The organism is Enterobacter sp. MF024, from assembly GCF_005843915.1.
Lineage (GTDB): Bacteria > Pseudomonadota > Gammaproteobacteria > Enterobacterales > Enterobacteriaceae > Enterobacter > Enterobacter barmai.
In genome coordinates this window covers 70,021-92,980 of record NZ_VCBB01000010.1, presented here as the reverse complement: position 1 = coordinate 92,980, position 22,960 = coordinate 70,021, and the positions used below count along the sequence as shown (strand labels likewise).

The following is a 22,960-nucleotide window of genomic DNA, read 5'->3' as shown; positions in this document are numbered from 1 at the left end:
CGTTTATCCCAGTACTCGTGCGCCCGCCGTATCCAGACGGCAAATATGAACAAAGCCTTCCTGATTTTGCAGGTAGTTTTTCTCCAGCCAACCCGCAACCCGCTCAGCCGTATCCGGCTTGTCGCAGAGTGCAAACAGGGTCGGCCCGGAACCGGAAATACCGCAGGCCAGCGCGCCGATATCCAGCGCGGCGCTGCGGGCTTCATTGAAGCCAGGCAGCAGTTTGGTGCGGTACGGCTCAGCAATAACATCTTTCATCAGTTTTGCCGCAAGAAGCGGCTGACGGGTATAGCAGGCATGAATAAAGCCCGCCAGATGACGACCGTGCGCGATGCAGTCCTGACGGCGATACTGCGCCGGCAGAATGGCGCGCGCTTCCGCGGTCGACACTTTAATGCCCGGATACGCCAGTACCCACAGCCACTCGTCAAAGCCTGGCACCTGCTGGCTGATGATGCCGTTCTCTTCGATCATCAGCTGCATACCGCCCAGGAAACAAGGGGCGACGTTATCATAATGAATGCTGCCGGAGATGCGCCCTTCCAGCTCGCCCATCAGGGCCAGCAGACGGGTGTTATTCAGCGGTTTGCCGCAATGTTCGTTCATCGCCACCAGCCCGGCGACCACCGAACAGGCGCTCGAACCCAGCCCGGAGCCAATCGGCATGCTTTTTTCCAGCGTCATGGCGACCGGCACGTTTTTACCGATCTCCTGACAAAAACGCTCCCAGCACTGATAGACAATATTCTCGCGCGGGTCGGTCGGCAGCTTGCTGGCGAAACGCCCGACGTTGTTCAGACTGAAGCTCTCCGCGGCTTCTACCGTAACCGTATCACCCAGCAATGCGCCATTCACCGGCGTCACCGCCGCGCCCAGCACATCAAACCCGACGCTCATATTGGCGCTGGAAGCCGGGGCATAAACTTTGACCATGTTAAACTCCTAACTTCCATGACAGGGTACGCAGCAGATCGGCAAACACCCCCGCCGCCGTGACATCGTTCCCCGCGCCATAGCCGCGAAGGACCAACGGCAGTGGCTGATAATAGTGGCTGTAAAACGCGAGGGCGTTTTCGCCATTTTTCACTTTGAACAGCGGATCGTTACCGTCTACCGCCGCGACTTTGACCCGGCAGACGCCGTCTTCTTCGATGTTGCCAACATAGCGCAATACCTTGCCTTCATCACGGGCTTTTGCGACGCGGGACGCAAAAGCGTCATCCAGCTGCGGCAGGTTAGCCATAAAAGTCGCAACATCGCCCGAGTCGTCAAAACCTTCCGGCAGGACCGGTTCGATGACGATATCCGACAGCTCCAGCTCACGGCCCGTTTCGCGGGCGAGGATCAGCAGCTTGCGCGCCACATCCATGCCGGAGAGATCGTCACGCGGGTCGGGTTCGGTGTAACCCAGCTCACGCGCCACTTTGGTCGCTTCCGACAGGCTCATGCCCTCGTCCAGCTTGCCAAAGATAAAGGAGAGCGAGCCCGACAAGATGCCGGAAAAACGCTGGAGTTCATCACCGGCGTTGAGCAGGTTTTGCAGGTTTTCGATAACCGGCAGCCCGGCGCCGACGTTAGTGTCGTACAGGAACTTACGGCGTGATTTCGCCGCCGCATGGCGCATCTGATGGTAGTAATCCATCGACGAGGTGTTGGCCTTTTTGTTTGGCGTCACCACGTGGAAACCTTCGCGCAGGAAGTCGGCATACTGATCGGCCACCGCCTGATGGGAGGTACAGTCGACGATGACCGGGTTCAGCAGATGGTACTCTTTCACAAGGCGGATCAGGCGGCCAAGATTAAACGGCTCTTTCGCTTCCGCCAGCTCTGCCTGCCAGTTCTCCAGATTCAGCCCGTGAACGTTGGTCAGCAGGGCTCTGGAGTTGGCAATACCGCAGACGCGCAGGTCGATATGCTTTTTCTTGAGCCACTCCTGCTGGCGCTTAAGCTGCTCCAGTAACGCTCCACCGACGCCGCCGACGCCAATCAGGAATACCTCGATGACCTGATCGGTGTTGAACAGCATCTGGTGCGTCACGCGCACGCCGGTAGTGGCATCGTCATTATTCACCACCACGGAGATAGAACGCTCCGAGGAGCCCTGGGCAATGGCGACAATATTGATGTTCGCCCGCGCCAGCGCGGCAAAGAACTTCGCAGAGATGCCGCGCAGGGTGCGCATGCCGTCACCCACCACGGAGATGATCGCCAAATGCTCCTGAATTGCCATCGGCTCCAGAAGTTCTTCTTTCAGCTCCAGATAGAACTCTTCTTCCAGCGCGCGGCGGGCACGCAGGCAGTCCACCTGCGGGACGCAGAAGCTGATGCTGTATTCAGACGAGGACTGGGTGATGAGCACCACCGAGATACCGTTGCGCGACATAGCCGCAAACACGCGCGCCGCCATGCCGACCATGCCTTTCATGCCCGGCCCGGAGACGTTGAACATCGCCATGTTATTGAGGTTGGAGATGCCTTTCACCGGCAGCCCATCTTCATTGCTGCTGGCGCCAATCAGCGTACCTGGCGCCTGCGGATTGCCGGTATTTTTAATCAGGCAAGGGATCTGGAACTGGGCGATAGGGGCGATGGTACGAGGGTGAAGCACTTTGGCGCCGAAGTAGGAGAGCTCCATCGCTTCCTGATAAGACATCGACTTCAGCAGGCGGGCATCGGGCACCTGGCGCGGGTCGCAGGTATAGACGCCGTCGACGTCGGTCCAGATTTCACAGCAGTCGGCGCGCAGACAGGCGGCCAGCACGGCGGCGGAGTAGTCAGAGCCGTTACGGCCCAGCACCACCAGCTCCCCTTTCTCATTCCCGGCGGTGAAGCCCGCCATCAGAATCATATGGTCGGCAGGAATTTTGCCTGCCGCAATGCGACGGGTAGATTCGGCGATATCTACGGTGGATTCGAGGTAATGACCAACAGCGAGCAGTTTTTCGACGGGATCGATCACCGTGACGTTATGGCCGCGCGCTTCCAGCAGGCCCGCCATGATGGCGATAGAGAGTTTTTCACCGCGGCAGATCAGCGCCGCGTTAATGCTGTCCGGGCACTGCCCCAACAGGCTGATACCATGCAGAACGTGTTTGATCTGGGCGAATTCTTGCTCAACAAAGGCCTTGAGCTGGGCGTGAGGAAAACCAGGTTGTGCATCTGCCAGGCCCTGCAGCAGGCTGGCAAAAATCTGCTCAGCGTCGCTGATGTTCACCAGCGCATCCTGACCCCCGATGGTTTTCTCAATCATCGCCACCAGGTGATTGGTAATTTTAGCCGGGGCAGAGAGTACCGTCGCCACCTGCCCCTGCCTGGCATTACTCTCCAGGATATCGGCAACACGCAGAAATCGTTCTGCATTTGCCACTGATGTACCGCCGAACTTCAACACTCGCATGGTTGTTACCTCGTAATCTTTGGCCGAAAAAAAAGCCCGCACTGTTCAGGTGCGGGCTTTTTTCTGTGTTTCCTGTACGCGTCAGCCCGCACCGTTACCTGTGGTAATGGTGATGGTTGTGGTAATGGTGATGATGCTGATGCGTTTCATGGATGTTGTGTACTCTGTAATTTTTATCTGTCTGTGCTGTCTGACTCTATTGGTTAAAGCAAACCTGCCGGTAAGTCAACGAATTTCTAATTTGATCACATTTTCCGGCCCTTTCACGTCTCTCTGCCTGAGTTTTTATTTCCGTCCAGATCAGACCGTACACAGCTCATTTTTTGGAGCATTCAACCATAACGAAAAACTATGACAGCGTTTTACTCTGCCAGTTTTTTTTCGATATCGTGCAGTAATCTGTGCAACATTGCCGTGTCTCGCTGTCCTAACAGACCCAACCGCTGCTGTAACCACTCCGCCATTTTTTGGTCGTCGGCGACATTCAGCGACGTCAACAGACGTTCAGTGCGCGAACGCAAGGCAGAAAGTTGGTTTTCATCCACCTCAGCCGGAGGCGAAGCAGGGTTTTGCATCAAGGATGCTAATTGATAGCAGTAGACCATCACGGCCTGACCCAAATTCAGCGACGGATAATCTGCCACCATCGGCACGCCGGTCAGCACGTCCGCAAGTTCCAGTTCCTCGTTCGTCAGGCCGGAATCTTCGCGGCCAAAAACCAGCGCCATTTTGGGCAGCCACTGACTTTTTTCTGCCAGTAAAGGCACCAGCTCAGCGGGCGTGGCGTAGTAATGGAACTTTGAGCGACCGCGGGCGGTCGTCGCTACGGTAAAAGAAATATCGTGCAGCGCGTCGGCAAGCGTTTCGTAAGTGGTTAAATTATCGAGGATATCTCCCGATCCATGCGCGACACGACGCGCCGCAGGCTCGGCGTGCGCTTCACTGGCGACAATACGTAAATCGGTAAACCCCATGGTCTTCATGGCCCGTGCGGCGGCGCCGATATTCTCTGCTCTTGCTGGGGAAACCAGTACGATAGACAAATGCATTTATGTTCTCTTTTTAGGCAGTTAGCCGATAAAAATGTGATGGGCATCATCATATTACGCATCACGAATTTACAAATTTGCAACAGAAATCACCGAAATAGCGTTTCACTACAAATTAAAAACACTAAACTATTTCATGAATGAACTTTACGCGATAATGTTAAAGAACAACGCTTATCCTTATGTTTAATAATGATAATAGTTTCTCAGGCTCAATGTTGACATTGGATTCACCTTGTTTATTAATAAACTACTGCAACTAGTTGGTTTATTGAAAATTTGTGACAAAGGCTAGCAATCCGCTACGATGATTTCATCAAACTGTTAACGTGCTACAATTGAACTTGATATATGTCAACGAAGCGTAGTTTTATTGGGTGTCCGGTGTCACTTAGCCTGTTATGTTGCTGTTAAAATGGTTAGGATGACAGCCGTTTTTGACACTGTCGGGTCCAGAGGGAAAGTACCCACGACCAAGCTAATGATGTTGTTGACGTTGATGGAAAGTGCATCAAGAACGCAATTACGTACTTTAGTCACGTTACGCCGGTCATGTTAATTTGTGGCATGTATCAGGCAGGTCAGGGACTTTTGTACTTCCTGTTTCGATTTAGTTGGCAATTTAGGTAGCAAACATGCAGACCCCGCACATTCTTATCGTTGAAGACGAGTTGGTAACACGCAACACGTTAAAGAGCATTTTCGAAGCAGAAGGCTACGATGTCTTTGAAGCGACCGATGGCGCAGAGATGCATCAGATCCTTTCTGAAAATGATATCAACCTGGTTATCATGGACATTAACCTGCCGGGTAAAAACGGCCTTCTGCTGGCGCGTGAACTGCGTGAGCAGGCGAACGTTGCGTTAATGTTCCTGACCGGCCGCGACAACGAAGTTGATAAAATTCTTGGCCTGGAAATCGGCGCGGATGACTACATCACCAAACCGTTTAACCCACGCGAGTTAACCATTCGTGCACGCAACCTGCTGTCCCGCACCATGAACCTGGGCACGGTCAGCGAAGAGCGTCGTAGCGTAGAGAGCTACAAATTCAACGGCTGGGAACTTGATATCAATAGCCGTTCTCTGGTGAGCCCGCAGGGCGACCAGTATAAGCTGCCGCGCAGTGAATTCCGCGCCATGCTGCACTTCTGCGAAAACCCGGGCAAGATCCAGTCCCGTGCAGAACTGCTGAAAAAAATGACCGGCCGTGAGCTGAAGCCGCACGACCGTACCGTCGATGTAACTATCCGCCGTATTCGTAAACACTTCGAATCCACGCCGGATACCCCAGAAATCATCGCCACCATTCATGGTGAAGGCTATCGTTTCTGCGGCGACCTGCAGGAGTAATCCCGCACGCAAGCCATAAAAAACGGCGCTTTCGCGCCGTTTTTTTATTTCCATATCCGCATCGCATCTTTATCCGGTGACGCCGGTGGCTCCGTGCGTTTCGGCTGGGAGAGCGAGTACCAGTCAAAGTGCCGCGTAAGGTACATCACCGCAAACAGCGCCAGTGCCAGTACGGCTGAACCCAGCAGCAACGCGCTGTCTTCCGAACGCAGCAGGAACCACATCACCACGTCCAGCCCCAGCAGCGCCAGCACAAACAGGCCGCTGCGTTTCCAGCTTTTCAGCACCGCCTGCAGGTAGACACCGTTCATTAATGCTCCCACCAGGCTGGCGATAATCCACGCCGGGGTGAATCCCACATGCTCAGATAACGCCAGCAGCACCAGGTAGAACAGCACCAGCGCCAGCCCCACCAGCAGATACTGCATCGGGTGCAGCCGCAGCCCGGTTAAGGTTTCGAAGACGAAGAAGGCCATAAACGTCAACGCAATCAGTAGAATGGCGTACTTAATCGCCCGGTCGGTCAGCTGATACTGGTCGGCAGGAGTCGCAACCGTGACGCTGAACGCCGGGATCGCGTTCCATTCAGGAACCTCGTTGTCGTTGAACCAGCCTGCCAGATTGTTCGCAAACCAGCTGCTTTTCCAGTTCGCCTGGAAACCGGACGCGCTAATCTCATGCTTAACCGGCAGGTAATTGCCCATAAAGCCCGGGTGCGGCCAGTTGCTGGTAAGGGTCATCTCGCTGTTACGTCCCACCGGAACCACCGCAAAGCTGCCGGTGCCGGCCAGATTCAGCGACATCTCCAGCGAGAGGGTTTTAGACTCCAGCGCCTTGTCGGTCAGCGGAATATGAATGCCGGATAACGCCCCATACACGCCAGCGCCGGGCTCGATGTTAAGCGTCTCACCATTGATTTTTGAGATGCTCACTGCGCCAATCCCGCGCGCGTCACCCACGCCGACCACGATAAACGGCTTGCCGAGCGTCATCGTCTCACCCTCAAGCTCCGCCAGTTTTTCCGTGGTGAACTGCGCCTTAATGTTGAGATCGCTATTCCAGATTTGCCCGTCATAAATGCCGATGCTTCGCGTCTGCACGTGCTGCTTGCCGTTGACAAGCAGCGTCTCCGGCAGAATGAAGTGCATATAACGCTTCTTGTACTCCACCTTTTTCGCGTCCTCCTGCTTGTAATAGACCTCCGTCACCGGAATGGCGATCAGCGGGCCGACCAGCTGCTGCGGGCCGCTGGTGCTTTGACGCAGGGTATTTTCGACCTCGTCGCGGTAGCTCTCCCGCTCCGAAATCAGGTTGCCCACCATTATCAGCGGGACGAGTAACAGCAGGATGCACCCCAACAGGGTGGTGACTTTCCAGAACAGGGGGGATTTCATATCAGGTCTCCTTTGTGATGGGGAGAGCCTAACAACGCTATGTGGGGCCAGTTTGAAGTTATGTGAAGGGACGGTGAAGTGTCAGCGTGGCGATCACGCCGCCGTCAGTACGGTTTTGCAGATCGATACTTCCCTGATGCAGACGCGTCACCTCCTGCACAAACGCCAACCCCAGCCCGCTGCTTTTCAGCCCGTTCTGGCGCGGGAGCGAATAGAAGCGTTCAAAAATTCGCGGCCGGGCGTAATCCGGTATCCCACTTCCGGTATCGGTCACGGCGATCTCAACCTGCCTGTGAGACTGATTGGCCGCAAGCTGGATCGTTCCACCCTGCGGCGTGAAGTCGATAGCGTTATCCAGTAAATTGCCCAGCGCCTGCTCAAGGAGATCGGCATCCCCCTCCACGCAGCACCCGCTCTTTTGCCAGCTCAGGGTGATATTTCGCGAGGCCAGCGTCGCCGCGCGCGCGTCGGCGAGTCGCGAGAACAGCTCGTCAATGCTGACGCTGACCGGAACAATCTCGACCCGGTTTTCCAGCCGCGCCTGGGCGAGAAGTTTTTCCACCAGCGACTGCATGCGCGCGTTTTGCACCAGAATGTTATCGATAAACCGCGCCGCCACCTGCGGCGGGGGCTGCTCTGTCAGGATCTCCGCCGCTCCGCGGATGGCGGCCAGCGGGCTTTTCAGCTCGTGGGTGAGCGCGTGCACATAGTGTTCGATGTAATTTTTCCCCTCCAGGCGAACGCGCATGTTCTCTAATGCCTGCGCCAGCTTGCGCAGTTCACTGCTGCCCGGATCGGGCAACGGCAGAGGGCTATCCGTGGTCACCGAGTCGGCATAGCGCGACAGGGTGTTAATCGAGCGGTTAATCCACCAGGCCACCGCCAGACCAATGAGCAACGCCAGGCCCAGCAACGCCCCGCCTGCCCACAGGATCCGCCGCTCGCTGCGCTGGATCACCGGCGCCATCGCGCTGTTGGGTTTTCCGACCGACAGCACGCCGATGATCTTGCCCTGATCCACCACCGGCGCGGCAACGTACATCACCGTGCTCTCAGGATCCTGCGGATTGCCCGGAGTGCTGCGGGCGCCGTACTCCCCGCGCAGGGTCAGCCAGACGTCGTTCCAGCGTGAGTAATCCTCGCCCACCGCACGTCCGGCGGAGTCAAATACTACCCTGCCGCGGGCATCGGTCATGTAGACGTGATACTCGTTACGCACTTTGTGGATGCCGCCAATATTGGCGCGAAACGGACGCTGATGGAGGCGGGAAAAGGCCTGGGCCAGCTTGCCTTCCTGCGGGTTGTCCGAGAGCAAGTCGTCTCGCCCCACCTCCGCCAGCAGCGTCGCGGTGTCAATCAGCGTCCCTTCGGTGGCCCTGCGCACGCCGGGCTTCACCTCCTGAACAAAGATCGACAGCACAAACCACGCGGCGATGGCCACGATCAGGAAGTAGCCCAGCAACAGCCGCATGCCGATGCGCATTAATACAGTCCCAGACTATAGCCCATGCCGCGATGGGTGCTGATGGGGGAGAGCCGATCGTTTATCGCCCGAAGCTTGGCGCGCAGGGTTTTGATATGGGTGTCGACGGTGCGATCGAAACTGTCGCCCTCTTCCCCCCACACTTTATCCATCAGCTGCTGGCGAGAAAAGACGCGGCCCGGCGCGTTCAGCAGCGTTTTGAGCAGCAGGAACTCGTAGCGCGTCAGGGGTAAGGGCTCACCAAACCAGCTGATTCTGGCGGCAGGTTCGTTCAGCTCAAACTGGCCGATACGAACGATCTCTGAAGGCGCGGCGGATTTTTGCATGCGCCGCAGAATGGTCCGCACCCGGGCGCATACCTCCCGGGGGGAAAAGGGTTTGGCGACGTAATCATCCGCACCGATCTCAAGCCCGAGCAGCTTATCCACCTCATCGCTGCGGGCCGTCAGGAACAGCACCGGCAGCGAGGGATGCAGGACCAGAAGCTGACGGCACAGTTCAAACCCGCTGATATCCGGCAGCCCCACGTCCAGGATGGCGATCGCCGGGCTCTGTCGGCGCGCCTCCTCCAGCACCGGCAGGCCACGCTCAAAGGCCGTCACCGCAAACCCCTCCTGCTGGAGCATATAGATCAGCGTATCGGCAATGCTGATTTCATCTTCAACCAGCCAGACCACAGGTTGCTGCATGCTGTATCCCTGAATTAATGCCACGGCATAATTGGCACCGCGCTCAGCGCGTTTTTCGGCGAACCTTCGACGACTTTATCCGAGTAGGCCAGGTAAGCCAGGGTGTTACGTTTCGCATCATAGAAACGCACTACCTGCAGTTTTTTGAACACCAGCGAGGTGCGTTTCTGGAACACAACGTCACCCTGGGATTTACCGTTTTTGATCTTCTCGCTCAGCTCGACTGGCCCCACCTGCTGGCAGGAGATGGCGGCATCAGAGGTGTCTTCCGCCAGCCCAAGGCCCCCTTTTATCCCGCCGGTTTTTGCCCGGCTGATATAGCAGGTCACGTTCTTCACATCGGGATCGTCAAAGGCTTCAACGACAATTTTGTGGTCCGGCCCGAAAACCTTGAACACGGTATCAACAGAGCCAATTTCCTCTGCCTGCGCGGCCTGACCGGTTAATACCAGCAGCGCCGTGACGATCAATGTCTTGTATTTCATATTGTTACCATATTTGAAAATTGAACTGCGTAATTATTCAACAATCATATAAAAAAAGCAGCAAGATCACAGCATTAGAAAATATCCTTCCGGATCATCAGGAAAATCGCATTTAAGCGCAAAAAAAACACTGAATGCTAAAACATCAAAAAATGCTATTATCCGCTAACCTGTTAGCAGGGTACCTGCTGTTTTAAGGATGAGGATAGTATATGGATCAGGCTGGAATTATTCGCGATCTTCTTACCTGGCTGGAAGGCCATCTGGATCAGCCTTTGTCACTCGATAATGTAGCGGCAAAAGCGGGATATTCTAAGTGGCATTTACAGCGGATGTTTAAGGATGTCACCGGTCACGCCATTGGCGCCTATATCCGCGCCCGTCGTCTTTCCAAATCCGCCGTGGCGCTTCGCCTGACTGCGCGTCCCATTCTGGATATCGCCCTGCAGTACCGTTTTGATTCACAGCAGACCTTCACCCGCGCGTTCAAAAAACAGTTCTCGCTGACGCCTGCGCTCTATCGCCGCTCGCCGGACTGGAGCTCGTTCGGCATGCGTCCGCCGCTGCGCCTCGGCGAGTTCACCATGCCGCAGCATGAGTTCATCACTCTCCCAGAGACCCACCTGATCGGCACCACGCAGAGCTACTCCTGCTCGCTGGAGCAGATCTCCGAATTCCGTCATCAGATGCGCGTCCAGTTCTGGCGCGAGTTCCTCAGTCACGCGCCGGCCATCCCGCCGCTGCTGTATGGCCTGAACGAGACGCGTCCAAGTCTGGAAAAAGACGACGAGCAGGAGGTCTTCTACACCACCGCGTTAACGCCGGAAATGGCCAATGGCTATATTCAGGGGTCGAAACCGGTTGTGCTGGAAGGCGGTGAATACGTGATGTTCACCTACGAAGGGCTGGGGACCGGCGTGCAGGACTTTATCCTGACGGTCTACGGCACCTGCATGCCGATGCTGAACCTGAACCGCAGAAAGGGGCAGGATATTGAACGTTACTATCCTGCCACTGAGTTGAAACCGGAAGAAGGTCCTATCGAACTGCGTTGCGAATACCTGATTCCTGTCCGCCGTTAACGCTGCAGCTCATCTAACGCAGGGGCATCGAGATGCGAGATATCCCCTGCCATCTCCACAATCCAGCCTGAAGCCAGCCACGGACTCTGCTGATAGTCGATGCGGGAAAGCGAGCAGTTGCGCAGACGCAGGCGGCGTTCAGCCCATGCCGGAAGCCCGAGAATGGTGCTGACCAGACAGCCCAACGCCATCCCGTGACTGACCAGCAGCGGTCGGCTCCCCTGCGGAAGATCAAGGCAGGCCGCCAGCGCCGCGTGCATACGCTCGCTCAGCTCCAGCATCGATTCACCTTGCGGGATACGGCCCTCTTCGCTGCCGTTGACCAGCGTACGACGCCAGCCCTCTTCTTCTTCGGTCAGGGTATCGATAAGACGCTGTTCCAGCACCCCCATATCCAGCTCGCGCAGGCGGGCATCCACAGTGACATCGCAGCCGCAGGCCTGCGCGATGATCTCCGCTGTGCGTCGCGTGCGACCTAAATCGCTGGCGATGATGTGGGTGATGCCCAGTGTTTTGGCACGTTCGCCAACCTGCCAGGCCTGTTGCTCGCCCTTGGCAGTGAGTGGACTGTCTGACTGGCCTTGAATACGTCGCTCGGCGTTCCACTGCGTTTCACCGTGGCGAACAAGGTATACCTGTAACATGCTTTTTTTCCGTTATACTGCGATGATATTTTTAGAGTTAGGCTTAATTATGCACCAGGTTGTCTCAGCTACCACTAATCCTGCCAAAATTCAGGCAATTCTAAGGGCATTTGCCGAGATCTTCGGCGAAGGATCCTGCCATATCGAATCCGTCAACGTCGAGAGCGGCGTCCCGGAACAGCCAATCGGCAGCGAAGAAACCCGCGCTGGCGCACGGAATCGCGTGGCAAACGCCAGGCAGGCATATCCGCAAGCGGACTTTTGGGTCGCCATTGAAGCCGGGATCGACGAAGGCAGTACCTTCAGCTGGGTGGTGATCGAAAGCGCACATCAGCGCGGTGAAGCACGTTCCGCCACCCTGCCGTTACCGGCGATCATTCTGGATAAAGTACGCGAAGGGGAAGCCCTTGGGCCGGTGATGTCGAAATACACCGGCATCGATGAGATCGGACGTAAAGAGGGGGCGATTGGGGTGTTTACCGCCGGCGCGCTCACGCGTTCAAGCGTTTACCACCAGGCGGTGATCCTGGCGTTAAGCCCGTTTCATAACGCGATTTACCGTTAATAGCCGGATGGCGGCTTCGCCTTATCCGGCCTGGGGCGTAGGCCTGATAAGCGCAGCGCCATCAGGCGTTTTTCAGCAGCACATTCTCAAGCCACTGGCGTAATTCTACCGGCGCGGACTTCAGGCTGTTTGAGCCGCGGGTGATGGTCGCGATCCCCGCCCCCAGCTCGCTTTTCAGCTCGCGCTGGCTCATTTCACCGCGCAGCAACTCCTCAATGATGCGCACCCGGGTACCCAGCGCCTCGCGCTCGTCGGGGGTGAGCATCAGCTGCAGCAGCGGCAGATGCAGATCCTGTTCATATGACTGGCGAAGCAGCTCCACAAAACGAAGCCACTCCTGATGACGCTGCTCGGCCATCGCCGATGAGTAAGGTGAATTCTGGGTCATGTTATGCCGCCTTTCGTACTCTTAAACGAGTACAAGCATAACATAACCCTCACCGATCAGTAACGTCGCTGCCACTCACTGTCGCTCATCAGGGTATCTTTCTGCCCCATGAAGTAGCGATAGTAAGCATCATACGCCAGCACGTTCTTCACATAGCCGCGGGTTTCCGAGAACGGAATGCTCTCAACAAACGCCACCGCGTCGATGCGTCCGGCGCTGTTGCCAAGCCAGGTGCGCACGCGTCCCGGCCCGGCGTTATAGGCCGCCGAGGCGAAGATGCGGTTGTCGCCGAACTGATCGTAGACGCTCTGCAGATAGGTGGTGCCGATCTTGATATTGGTTTCTGGATCCAGCAGCTGCGACGGACTGGAGTAGCCCGGAATACCAAACTTCTTCACCGTGTGGGCAGCCGTGGCGGGCATTACCTGCATCAGACCGCTGGCCCCGACCGGCGAGCGCACTTTCGGGTTCCAGGCGCTCTCCTGACGGGCAATCGCCATCGCATAGCTCTGGGGAATGTCTTTCCCGCTGGTGTAACGATCGAACAGATCTTTATAGGCCAGCGGGAAACGCTCCTCGAGATGATCCCACAGCTTGCCGGCGATCGTCGCCTGCACGCTGAGATCCCACCAGTGATTATCGAAGGCATAGCGCGCAAGCTGGGCTTTTTCATCTACGGTACGGCTGGTGACCAGGTTCGCCCATTCGCTGCGGGCGGTGTTATCCAGATTCCAGTACATCAGCTCGCGCACCCGCGCCATCTCCGGCCCTTGCACCAGCGCGGCGTTGACGCCGGACGGCGCTTTATCAATCTTAAGGGTGTACTCTTCGCCAAGCCGCTGGGCCGCCACCATCGGATAGAAACCGCGCTGCTGCATCAGGCTGCGCAGGATCGATTTTGCCTCCTCATTACGCCCCCTCTCCAGCAGCAGATCCGCCTGCCAGTAGCGCCATTCATCCTTCTCTTTTGCTTCCATCGGCAGACGCGCCAGCCAGGTGTTCAGGCCGCGGCGATCGCCGTTCCCCAATGCCATGCGCACACGACGCTCCACCAGCGAGGTGGAGTTTGAACGCATGATGGCGTCATCACGCCAGCGTGCCTGTTCGTCAGTAAGGTCATTGCCCATCAGTCGCCACGCCACGATATCGCGCAGCTCCTGGGTTTGATCCTCATTAAGCTGCTGCGCCTGAGCGAGGGTTGGGATCATCAGCCGGGCGTTTTCCACGTCATCCCGCGCCACGCTGGTGAAGGCCACCGCCGCCATCTGACGGGTAAAATCGGTCGCGCCGGTGTTGCGGGCGAAGTCCATCACCGTTTTCGGATCGTTCGCCAGCTGGATCAGGGCGCTGGAGATGGTCTGGTAATCCGACGGCATCTGCCCGGCAAGGGTGGTGACCAGACGGGTATTACCCGCTTTCATCGCCAGACGAATACGCTCCAGATACGCCAGAGGATCCTGTTTGCCGGAAGCGCGCCAGGCGCCAAACAGCGAGTCGCAGGCGTTAGGCTGGCTTTTACCGGTGAGCCACAGCTCTTTGGCACCGTTCCAGGCCTCTTCCTGCTGGCCCGTCGCCCATTTTGCGTAATAGTAGTTGCACTGCGCTTCGGTAGTGCCCGGTTTATCCGGGCTAAAGGCCAGCAGGCCGCGCCAGTCTTCACGTCGCGCCAGTTCGTTCACAAAGCGCGACTGCAGGGTGCGCGCCGGGGGCAGCGTCGGGTTGGCCTGAATAAAGTTTTTAACGGTGATCGTCGGCTGGTTCATCAGATCGTCGGTAAGCTGACGGTATTCCAGATAGGGATAGAGCGGATACGCTTTCAGCGTCGGCATCAGGGCCTGCACTGTCTCCATCTGTCGCTGATCCCATGCCTGTTTGATCTGTGCATAGCGGTTACGTTGTTCATCCAGTGAATCGGCTCGCGCTGCGCTGCTGATGGTCAGCACGCAGACGCTGGCAGCCAACAGTCGCCAGCCCACTTGTTTGGCTTTTACCACACGCTCATCCTCTGTTAATCGTCATTAAATGCAGCATCGTGCCGCGCAAAAGCGTAATTAACTTATGCTAACCAGGCATCCCCCAACGCGCCACGTTACCGACACATTTTTACCTTTCTTGCGCGTTTTAACACTCCAGACGTCGATGGCTGGGATTAGGCGGGGAAAAAGGCTACACTTCGCCACTATTCTCATCACGATAAAAGAGGCGAAGTCCAACGTGGCTCAATTCGTTTATACCATGCATCGTGTCGGCAAAGTGGTACCGCCGAAACGTCATATTCTTAAAAATATCTCGCTGAGCTTCTTCCCGGGCGCAAAAATTGGTGTGCTGGGTCTCAACGGTGCCGGTAAGTCCACCTTGCTGCGCATCATGGCGGGCATCGATACAGACATCGAAGGTGAAGCCCGCCCGCAGCCTGGCCTCAAAATCGGTTACCTGCCACAGGAACCGAAGCTGAACCCGGAACACACCGTTCGCGAATCCGTTGAAGAAGCCGTTTCCGAAGTGGTTAACGCGCTGAAGGGTCTGGAAGAAGTGTACGCGAAGTACGCCGAGCCGGATGCAGACTTCGACAAGCTCGCTGCCCAGCAGGGTAAATATGAAGAGATCATCCAGGCACACGACGGTCACAACCTGAACGTACAGCTGGAGCGTGCGGCCGATGCCCTGCGCCTGCCAGACTGGGATGCAAAAATTGAAAAACTGTCCGGTGGTGAACGCCGCCGCGTCGCGCTGTGCCGTCTGCTGCTGGAAAAGCCAGACATGCTGCTGCTCGACGAACCAACGAACCACCTGGATGCGGAATCCGTAGCCTGGCTGGAACGCTTCCTGCACGACTTCGAAGGGACCGTTGTGGCTATCACCCACGACCGTTACTTCCTCGATAACGTTGCCGGTTGGATCCTGGAGCTGGACCGCGGTGAAGGTATTCCGTGGGAAGGTAACTACTCCTCCTGGCTGGAGCAGAAAGATCAGCGTCTGGCGCAGGAAGCTTCTCAGGAAGCGGCGCGTCGTAAGTCGATTGAGAAAGAACTGGAGTGGGTTCGTCAGGGCACTAAAGGCCGTCAGTCTAAGGGCAAAGCCCGTCTGGCACGCTTCGAAGAGCTGAACAACACCGAATACCAGAAACGTAACGAAACCAACGAACTGTTTATTCCGCCTGGAGCACGTCTGGGGGATAAAGTCGTTGAGGTCAGCAACCTGCGTAAATCCTACGGCGACCGCGTTCTGATCGACGATCTGAGCTTCTCGGTACCGAAAGGCGCTATTGTTGGGATCATCGGTCCGAACGGCGCGGGTAAATCGACCCTGTTCCGCATGATGTCCGGTCAGGAACAGCCTGACAGCGGCACTATCACCCTCGGCGAAACCGTGAAGCTGGCATCCGTTGACCAGTTCCGTGACGCAATGGATAACAGCAAAACCGTCTGGGAAGAAGTTTCCGGCGGCCTGGATATCATGCGTATCGGCAACACTGAAATGCCAAGCCGTGCCTATGTAGGCCGCTTCAACTTCAAAGGTGTTGATCAGGGTAAACGCGTGGGCGAGCTGTCCGGCGGTGAGCGTGGTCGTCTGCATCTGGCGAAACTGCTGCAGGTTGGCGGTAACGTCCTGCTGCTCGATGAACCGACCAACGACCTGGACATCGAAACCCTGCGCGCGCTGGAAAACGCCATGCTGGAGTTCCCGGGCTGCGCAATGGTTATCTCCCACGACCGTTGGTTCCTCGACCGTATCGCTACCCACATTCTGGATTACCAGGATGAAGGTAAAGTGGAGTTCTTCGAAGGTAACTTCACCGAATACGAAGAGTACAAGAAACGCACCCTGGGCGCCGACGCCCTGGAGCCGAAGCGTATCAAGTACAAGCGTATCTCGAAATAAAAAGCAAAACGGCAACCAACAGGTTGCCGTTTTTGTATGTGTTTTTCCCCCTCTCCCCTTTGGGGAGAGGGCCAGGGTGAGGGGATCAGGCCGCACAGCACTATCTGCCGGGTGGCGGCTTCGCCTTACCCGGCCTACAAAACTGTAGGCCCGGCAAGCATCGCGCCGCCGGGCAATTAGCGGCAGAAGGGTTACCCCTTCTCCCCCATCATCTCTTTCACCAGCTCCACGCAGCGCAGGAAGCGGTTGTCATAGTCCGCCTCTTCCACATGCACAAAGTCGATATTGTTCGCGTCGAGCATCTCTACCAGCATGGTCTGGAACTCTTTTCTGTCCACTGAACTGCCGAGACTGCGCATCCCATCCGCCACCCAGGGGGTGTTGTTCTCCAGCAGGATCACCAGGTCGAAGCGGTATTCGTCGATCAGCGCCTGCACAAACGGGTGCTCGCGCCCTTCGTATTTTTTACAGAACGCCTGGGTGGTGACGAAATCGGTATCGACAAACGCCACTTTATTGGCGTATTTCACCGCGAAATCAATGTACTGTGCGTGCCCCAGCGCAATCTTGTCGTAGTCGGAATACTGCAGCGCCATCTCATCGCCGCCGAGGTGCGAGAAGACGTAATCCCGGCCATATTCCCAGGCGCTGGTGGTGTTGAAGATGTTGGCCAGCTTGTTGACCAGGGTCGACTTACCGCTGGATTCGCCGCCGAGGATCGCCACCGTGCGCACAAAGAACGGCTTCACTTCCGTCGGGATGTACTCCCAGTAGCGGAACGGGTTCTCACGGATCTGCGCCCCGCTGATGTTCATAAAGGTGCGTTTAGGGTCGATCAGCACCGTTTCCGTGCCCAGATGTTCGGGATATTGCGAGGCGTCAGACTCTTCAGAGGTGTAGATAAAGTTAGGCTGGATGCCCTTCTCTTCCATAAAGGCTTTGATGCCGTTGCTCCACACGTCCCAGCCGTGCGGATACGGCTCCATGCCCTCTTCGTTGAAGGCATGAATGCGGATATTTTTCTGGTACTTAAAGGTCTGCAACAGCCAGCGCAGGCGGTCGGGGACGGTGGGCTGCTGGGACATGGCGCTCGCTTCGAACAGCTCGCGATCGCGCTTCTCATCATAGCCCATGATGATATGCAGCTCGTCCACCTGGCTACAGGCGCGCTGGATCAGATAGATATGCCCGGTATGCAGCGGATAGAACTTGCCGAACACCACGCCGATGTTCTTCTGCATCCGCGGAAATTCAAGTCCCAGAAAGCGGTGCAGCGCTTCCAGCTTCTGCGCGCTGGGGCTTTTGATTTTGGCATTCAGCAGCTGGCTTAAATAGCCCTTGGTCATACCGCTGGCTTCCGCCACCTGCTGCAGGGTGCAGCCTTTCTGGCGGATTGCGGTCTTGATATAGTCAAATGACGACATAAATTACGGTGCCTCCTGCAACATCGAATAGGTAATTATAAGTCGTCAAAGACGTTTAACGCATCTGCGAGTTTCTTCACCCCAAACACTTTCATCCCTTCGGGGATTTTTTTCGGCACGTTGGCGGCGGGCACAATCGCCCGGCGGAAGCCGTGTTTTGCCGCCTCGGAAATGCGCTCCTGACCGCTCGGCACCGGACGGATCTCACCGGCCAGACCGACTTCGCCAAAGACCACCAGATCCTGCGGCAACGGACGGTCGCGCAGGCTGGAGACCATCGCCAGCAGCAGTGCCAGGTCGGCGCTGGTTTCGGTGACTTTTACCCCACCGACCACGTTCACAAACACATCCTGATCCGCCATCTGCAGGCCGCCGTGACGGTGCAGCACCGCCAGCAGGATCGCCAGACGGTTTTGCTCAAGACCCACTGCCACGCGACGGGGATTGCCCATCATCGAGTGATCGACCAGGGCCTGGATCTCCACCAGCAGCGGGCGCGTCCCTTCCCAGACCACCATCACCGAACTGCCGGAGGTGACTTCATCGCCGCGGCTCAGGAAGATGGCCGACGGGTTGCTGACTTCTCGCAGCCCCTGCTCGGTCATGGCAAAGACGCCCAGTTCGTTCACCGCGCCAAAGCGGTTTTTGTGGCTGCGCAGGGTGCGGAAACGGGTATCAGCATCGCCATCCAGCATTACCGAGCAGTCGATACAGTGTTCGAGCACCTTCGGGCCAGCCAGGGCGCCATCTTTGGTGACGTGGCCGACCATGATGATTGCCACGCCGCGCGTTTTGGCAAAGCGCGTCAGGTAGGCGGCGGTTTCGCGCACCTGGGCGACGCTGCCCGGCGACGACTGCACGTCCGCCATGTGCATCACCTGAATGGAGTCGATCACCATCAGCTTCGGCTCCTCTTCTTCAGCAATCATGCAGATCTGCTCGATGCTGGTTTCGGAGAGCATATTGAGGTCGTTGGTGGGCAGCCCCAGTCGGTGGGCGCGCATCGCCACCTGCTGCAGCGACTCTTCCCCGGTGACATAGAGCGTTTTCATCTGCGACGCGAGCTTGCAGAGGGTTTGCAGCAGCAGGGTCGATTTACCCGCCCCCGGGCTACCGCCAATCAGAATGGCGCTGCCCGGCACCACGCCGCCGCCCAGCACCCGGTCAAACTCTTTAAAACCGGTGGAGAAGCGCGGCAGGGCTTCGAGGCTGATCTCGGAGAGTTTCTGGACTTTCGATACGCCCGCATTGCCCGCATAACCGCTCAGACGCTCGTTACGGGCAACGGTTGGCGAAGCGGCAATGCCGCGCACTTCGGTGATGGTGTTCCAGGCATGACAGGCGCTGCACTGCCCCTGCCAGCGCGGATAATCCGCCCCACATTCATTACAGACAAATGCGCGTTTTGGAGCTTTCGCCACGTTTTACCTCTTTATTTCTGCGCGGCCTGCTTGCGGGGTGGTGCTCTCGCTTGCCCGGCAAGCAGGCCTATACAACTATTTCTGGTTTACGCTGCCGGAGAGAATGCAGAACACCCCCATCAGGTCAGCATGACGGATAATGACTTCCGTCTTTTCATTCACGGTCGGTTTGGCATGATAGGCAATGCCAAGCCCGGCCACTTTAATCATCGGCAGATCGTTCGCGCCGTCGCCAATCGCCACCGTCTGGGCAACCGGGATGTCATATTTTTCCGCCAGACGCGTCAGGGTGTTGGCCTTAAACTGGGCGTCGACGATCTCGCCAATCACCTTCCCGGTAAGTTTGCCGTCGCGGATCTCCAGCTCGTTGGCAACTACGGCGTCCAGACGCAGCTTGTCGCGCAGATACTCGGCAAAGAAGGTGAAGCCGCCCGAGGCGATAGCCACTTTCCAGCCCAGGGTCTCCAGCTTCAGCACCAGCTGCACCAGGCCCGGCATCAGGGGCAGCTTTTCACGCACCTGCATCAGGATATTCGCGTCGGCATCTTTCAGGGTCGCCACGCGCTGTTTCAGGCTGGCGGTGAAGTCCAGTTCGCCACGCATGGCGCGCTCGGTCACTTCGGCCACCATCTCGCCCGTACCGGCAAGTTTAGCAATCTCGTCGATGCATTCGATCTGAATGGCGGTAGAATCCATGTCCATCACCAGCAATCCCGGGGTTTTCAGGTGCGGGATTTTACCCAGCGGTGCCACATCGAGGCCCGCGTCGTGCGCCAGACGGGTGGCGCGCTGGGTCAGGGAGCCGGCCAGGCGGATCACCTGGTAGTCTTCCACGCACCAGGCCGCCACGATCACCATCGCCGCGCCCAGCTTGCGCTGATAGGTTGTTAACTGCTGTTTATCCAGGCCGCGTCCATACAGCAGCCAGCCGCTACGGCCAGCATGGTAATCCAGTGGCATTACCTCATCGCCACTTAATGAGAGCGGCAATCCTGGCCAGAGAGAGACATCATTGGGCAGGTCGCACCAGGTAATGTTTGGCATTAAAGCTCCTGTAAAATCGTTCGCGCCGGGAATCATCCAGGGGGTGAAAATAACGCATGAGGCTACCTTGTAACCATCACTTCTGGCAACATTAACCCCGAAAATTTTCAGCAGGTGGAATATGGCTCGTGCAAAACTGAAATTCCGGCTTCATCGTGCCGTGATTGTCCTCTCCTGTCTCGCCCTGTTAGTGGCGCTGATGCAGGGCGCATCGTGGTTCAGCCAGAATCATCAACGGCAGCGCAATCCGCAGCTTGAAGAGCTAGCGCACACGCTGGCGCGACAGGTGTCGCTCAACATCGCCCCGCTGATGCGAACCGAAACGCCGGATGAGAAGCGCATCAGCCAGGTGCTGCATGTTCTGACGGAAGAGAGCCGCATCCTCGACGCCAGCGTTTACGACGAAGAAGGTGGCTTGATTGCCCGCTCAGGGGAGCAGGTCGAGGTACGCGACCGGCTGGCGCTGGACGGTAAAAAAGCCGGCGGCTACTTTAACCAGCAGCTGGTGGAGCCGATTCAGGGCAAAAACGGTCCGCTCGGCTATCTGCGCCTGACGCTCGACACCCATACCCTGGCCACCGAGGCCAAACAGGTGGATAACACCACCAATATTCTGCGCCTGATGCTGCTGCTGTCGCTGGCGATTGGCGTGGTGCTGACCCGCACGCTGCTGCAGGGCAAACGCACCCGCTGGCAGCAGTCGCCGTTCCTGCTCACCGCCAGTAAATCGGTGCCTGAAGAGGAAGAGAGCGAAAAGAAAACCTAGTGGTTTTGTCGATAACCGTTTCAGGAAAGGAAATCTGCATGTCTACATTGCGTCTGCTTATCTCAGATTCATACGATCCCTGGTTTAACCTTGCGGTGGAAGAGTGCATCTTCCGCCAGATGCCCGCCACCCAGCGCGTGCTGTTCCTGTGGCGCAACGCCGACACGGTGGTGATTGGCCGGGCGCAAAACCCGTGGAAAGAGTGCAACACGCGACGCATGGAAGAGGACAACGTGCGCCTGGCGCGTCGCAGCAGCGGCGGCGGCGCGGTATTTCACGACCTCGGCAATACCTGCTTTACCTTTATGGCCGGAAAGCCGGAGTACGACAAAACCATCTCCACCCGCATTGTGCTGAATGCGCTGCAGGCCCTGGGCGCCACGGCGGAAGCCTCCGGGCGTAACGACCTGGTGGTGAAAACGGCAGAGGGCGACCGGAAGGTCTCCGGTTCGGCCTACCGCGAAACCATGGACCGCGGTTTTCACCACGGTACCCTGCTGCTGAATGCCGATCTCAGCCGCCTGGCGAACTACCTCAATCCCGACCAGAAAAAGCTGCAGGCCAAGGGCATCACCTCCGTGCGTGGCCGGGTGGCGAATCTGGTGGATCTGCTGCCGGGCATCACCCATGAGCGGATCTGCGACGCCGTTACAGAGGCGTTTTTTGCCCACTATGGCGAGCGCGTTGAAGCCGAAGTCATTTCACCTGACAAAACGCCGGATCTGCCGAACTTCGCCGAAACTTTTGCCCGCCAGAGCAGCTGGGAGTGGAACTTTGGTCAGGCGCCTGCCTTCTCGCATCTGCTGGATGAACGCTTTACCTGGGGCGGCGTGGAGCTGCACTTCGACGTCGAGAAGGGCCATATCTCACGCACGCAAGTCTTTACCGACAGCCTGAACCCGGCCCCGTTAGAGGCGCTGGCGGCGCGTCTGCAGGGCTGCCTGTATCGGGCGGATATGTTGCAGCAGGAGTGTGATGCCCTGACTGGCGACTTCCCGGAACAGGAAAAAGAGCTACGGGAGCTGTCGGCGTGGATTGCGGGGGCGGTGCGGTAATAAAAAAGCCGGATGGAAAACTGTACGCCCGGTAAGCGAAGCGCCACCGGGCACAACAGGTCTTACTCTTTATCGCCCAGCAGAACGGATTCCAGCGCGATTTTGATCATGTCGTTGAAGGTGGTCTGACGCTCAGCGGCAGTGGTCTGCTCGTGAGTGCGAATGTGGTCAGACACGGTGCAGATGGTCAGGGCTTTCGCACCGAACTCAGCCGCTACGCCGTAGATACCTGCCGCTTCCATCTCCACGCCCAGGATGCCGTATTTCTCCATCACGTCGAACATCTCGCCGCCGTCCGGCGCGTAGAACAGGTCCGCGGAGAAGATGTTGCCTACGCGAGCGTCAACGCCCAGCGCTTTGGCTGCGTCAACGGCGTCACGCACCATGCCGAAGTCAGCGATTGCCGCGAAGTCGTGGTCTTTGAAGCGCATGCGGTTAACTTTGGAGTCGGTGCAGGCACCCATCCCGATAACGATGTCACGCAGCTTCACGTCCATACGCACGGCGCCACAGGAGCCCACGCGGATGATCTTCTTCACGCCGAAATCGGTGATCAGCTCTTTGGTGTAGATGGAGCAGGATGGGATACCCATACCGTGACCCATTACGGAAATTTTGCGGCCTTTGTAGGTCCCGGTGAAGCCCAGCATGCCGCGAACGTTGTTCACTTCACGCACGTCTTCGAGGAAGGTTTCTGCAATGTGCTTCGCACGCAGCGGGTCGCCAGGCATCAATACGACGTCAGCGAAATCACCCATCTCTGCATTAATGTGAGGAGTTGCCATCTTCAGTTCCTTTTACATTGTTTATTCTTTTCACCCTCTCCCTGTGGGAGAGGGC

22 protein-coding genes and 1 other annotated feature are annotated in these 22,960 nt (G+C 57.2%); of the genes, 6 read left to right on the top strand and 16 right to left on the bottom strand.

Annotated elements, in window-relative coordinates; all coding sequences use genetic code 11:
• Positions 1-3: 3 nt before the first annotated feature.
• The 5 genes from thrB to yjjY form a co-directional block, all read right to left on the bottom strand.
• Complete coding sequence (gene thrB / locus FFB58_RS15815) at positions 4-933, bottom strand: homoserine kinase (protein ID WP_039030449.1); 930 nt, start codon at positions 931-933, stop codon at positions 4-6.
• A 1-nt stretch (position 934) separates the two neighbouring features.
• On the bottom strand, positions 935-3,397 hold the full coding sequence (gene thrA, locus FFB58_RS15810; protein WP_138370389.1) for a bifunctional aspartate kinase/homoserine dehydrogenase I: 2,463 nt from the start codon (positions 3,395-3,397) through the stop codon (positions 935-937).
• Positions 3,398-3,422: 25 nt separating this feature from the next.
• Positions 3,423-3,540, bottom strand: a sequence feature (Thr leader region).
• Positions 3,479-3,547: a thr operon leader peptide gene (gene thrL / locus FFB58_RS15805; protein ID WP_138370475.1), complete on the bottom strand. Its 69-nt coding sequence runs from the start codon at positions 3,545-3,547 to the stop codon at positions 3,479-3,481. Its footprint overlaps the feature before it by 62 nt.
• 212 nt (positions 3,548-3,759) lie before the next feature.
• On the bottom strand, positions 3,760-4,446 hold the full coding sequence (locus tag FFB58_RS15800) for a tRNA/rRNA methyltransferase (RefSeq protein WP_039030450.1): 687 nt from the start codon (positions 4,444-4,446) through the stop codon (positions 3,760-3,762).
• 399 nt (positions 4,447-4,845) lie between these two features.
• Positions 4,846-4,986, bottom strand: a complete 141-nt coding sequence (gene yjjY, locus FFB58_RS15795; RefSeq protein ID WP_001541509.1) for a protein YjjY — start codon at positions 4,984-4,986, stop codon at positions 4,846-4,848.
• Between the two features lie 95 nt (positions 4,987-5,081).
• On the opposite strand from yjjY, the gene arcA reads away from it, so the two are divergent.
• Positions 5,082-5,798, top strand: a complete 717-nt coding sequence (gene arcA, locus FFB58_RS15790) for a two-component system response regulator ArcA (RefSeq protein WP_039030451.1) — start codon at positions 5,082-5,084, stop codon at positions 5,796-5,798.
• Between the two features lie 44 nt (positions 5,799-5,842).
• On the opposite strand, the gene creD is transcribed toward arcA, so the two are convergent.
• From creD to creA, 4 genes are read right to left on the bottom strand one after another with little or no spacing between them, the layout of a single operon-like run.
• A complete protein-coding gene (gene creD / locus FFB58_RS15785) occupies positions 5,843-7,192 on the bottom strand; it encodes a cell envelope integrity protein CreD (RefSeq protein WP_138370388.1) in 1,350 nt (449 codons plus the stop codon).
• Between the two features lie 58 nt (positions 7,193-7,250).
• Complete coding sequence (gene creC / locus FFB58_RS15780) at positions 7,251-8,675, bottom strand: two-component system sensor histidine kinase CreC (protein ID WP_138370387.1); 1,425 nt, start codon at positions 8,673-8,675, stop codon at positions 7,251-7,253.
• The gene (gene creB, locus FFB58_RS15775; protein ID WP_138370386.1) at positions 8,675-9,364 is read right to left on the bottom strand and encodes a two-component system response regulator CreB; all 690 of its coding nucleotides are present in this window, start codon (positions 9,362-9,364) and stop codon (positions 8,675-8,677) included. Before creB ends, creC begins: the two co-directional genes overlap by 1 nt.
• A gap of 14 nt (positions 9,365-9,378) precedes the next feature.
• Positions 9,379-9,849: a protein CreA gene (creA, locus tag FFB58_RS15770; RefSeq protein WP_039030455.1), complete on the bottom strand. Its 471-nt coding sequence runs from the start codon at positions 9,847-9,849 to the stop codon at positions 9,379-9,381.
• A gap of 212 nt (positions 9,850-10,061) precedes the next feature.
• Between creA and robA the strand changes: the two genes are divergently transcribed.
• The gene (gene robA / locus FFB58_RS15765; RefSeq protein WP_039030456.1) at positions 10,062-10,931 is read left to right on the top strand and encodes an MDR efflux pump AcrAB transcriptional activator RobA; all 870 of its coding nucleotides are present in this window, start codon (positions 10,062-10,064) and stop codon (positions 10,929-10,931) included.
• Here the strand turns inward: robA and gpmB are convergent.
• A complete protein-coding gene (gpmB, locus tag FFB58_RS15760) occupies positions 10,928-11,575 on the bottom strand; it encodes a 2,3-diphosphoglycerate-dependent phosphoglycerate mutase GpmB (protein WP_039030457.1) in 648 nt (215 codons plus the stop codon). The two genes, robA and gpmB, sit on opposite strands and share 4 nt — an antisense overlap.
• A gap of 49 nt (positions 11,576-11,624) precedes the next feature.
• Between gpmB and yjjX the strand changes: the two genes are divergently transcribed.
• Positions 11,625-12,140, top strand: a complete 516-nt coding sequence (yjjX, locus tag FFB58_RS15755; protein ID WP_039030628.1) for an inosine/xanthosine triphosphatase — start codon at positions 11,625-11,627, stop codon at positions 12,138-12,140.
• A gap of 61 nt (positions 12,141-12,201) precedes the next feature.
• Here the strand turns inward: yjjX and trpR are convergent, their stop codons facing one another.
• Positions 12,202-12,528: a trp operon repressor gene (trpR, locus tag FFB58_RS15745; protein ID WP_039030458.1), complete on the bottom strand. Its 327-nt coding sequence runs from the start codon at positions 12,526-12,528 to the stop codon at positions 12,202-12,204.
• Positions 12,529-12,584: 56 nt separating this feature from the next.
• On the bottom strand, positions 12,585-14,522 hold the full coding sequence (gene sltY, locus FFB58_RS15740; RefSeq protein ID WP_138370385.1) for a murein transglycosylase: 1,938 nt from the start codon (positions 14,520-14,522) through the stop codon (positions 12,585-12,587).
• Between the two features lie 220 nt (positions 14,523-14,742).
• Between sltY and ettA the strand changes: the two genes are divergently transcribed.
• Positions 14,743-16,410, top strand: a complete 1,668-nt coding sequence (gene ettA / locus FFB58_RS15735; protein WP_138370384.1) for an energy-dependent translational throttle protein EttA — start codon at positions 14,743-14,745, stop codon at positions 16,408-16,410.
• A gap of 191 nt (positions 16,411-16,601) precedes the next feature.
• On the opposite strand, the gene nadR is transcribed toward ettA, so the two are convergent.
• The 3 genes from nadR to serB form a co-directional block, all read right to left on the bottom strand.
• Positions 16,602-17,834, bottom strand: coding sequence for a multifunctional transcriptional regulator/nicotinamide-nucleotide adenylyltransferase/ribosylnicotinamide kinase NadR (gene nadR, locus FFB58_RS15730; protein WP_039030461.1), 1,233 nt, complete (start codon positions 17,832-17,834; stop codon positions 16,602-16,604).
• Positions 17,835-17,869: 35 nt separating this feature from the next.
• A complete protein-coding gene (radA, locus tag FFB58_RS15725; RefSeq protein ID WP_138370383.1) occupies positions 17,870-19,255 on the bottom strand; it encodes a DNA repair protein RadA in 1,386 nt (461 codons plus the stop codon).
• 75 nt (positions 19,256-19,330) lie between these two features.
• Positions 19,331-20,299: a phosphoserine phosphatase gene (serB, locus tag FFB58_RS15720; RefSeq protein WP_138370382.1), complete on the bottom strand. Its 969-nt coding sequence runs from the start codon at positions 20,297-20,299 to the stop codon at positions 19,331-19,333.
• 121 nt (positions 20,300-20,420) lie between these two features.
• On the opposite strand from serB, the gene FFB58_RS15715 reads away from it, so the two are divergent.
• A complete protein-coding gene (locus FFB58_RS15715) occupies positions 20,421-21,065 on the top strand; it encodes a YtjB family periplasmic protein (RefSeq protein ID WP_039030464.1) in 645 nt (214 codons plus the stop codon).
• Between the two features lie 38 nt (positions 21,066-21,103).
• On the top strand, positions 21,104-22,120 hold the full coding sequence (lplA, locus tag FFB58_RS15710) for a lipoate--protein ligase LplA (protein WP_138370381.1): 1,017 nt from the start codon (positions 21,104-21,106) through the stop codon (positions 22,118-22,120).
• 62 nt (positions 22,121-22,182) lie between these two features.
• Here lplA and deoD read toward each other — a convergent pair whose 3' ends face one another.
• Positions 22,183-22,905: a purine-nucleoside phosphorylase gene (deoD, locus tag FFB58_RS15705; RefSeq protein WP_014068806.1), complete on the bottom strand. Its 723-nt coding sequence runs from the start codon at positions 22,903-22,905 to the stop codon at positions 22,183-22,185.
• Positions 22,906-22,960: the final 55 nt, after the last annotated feature.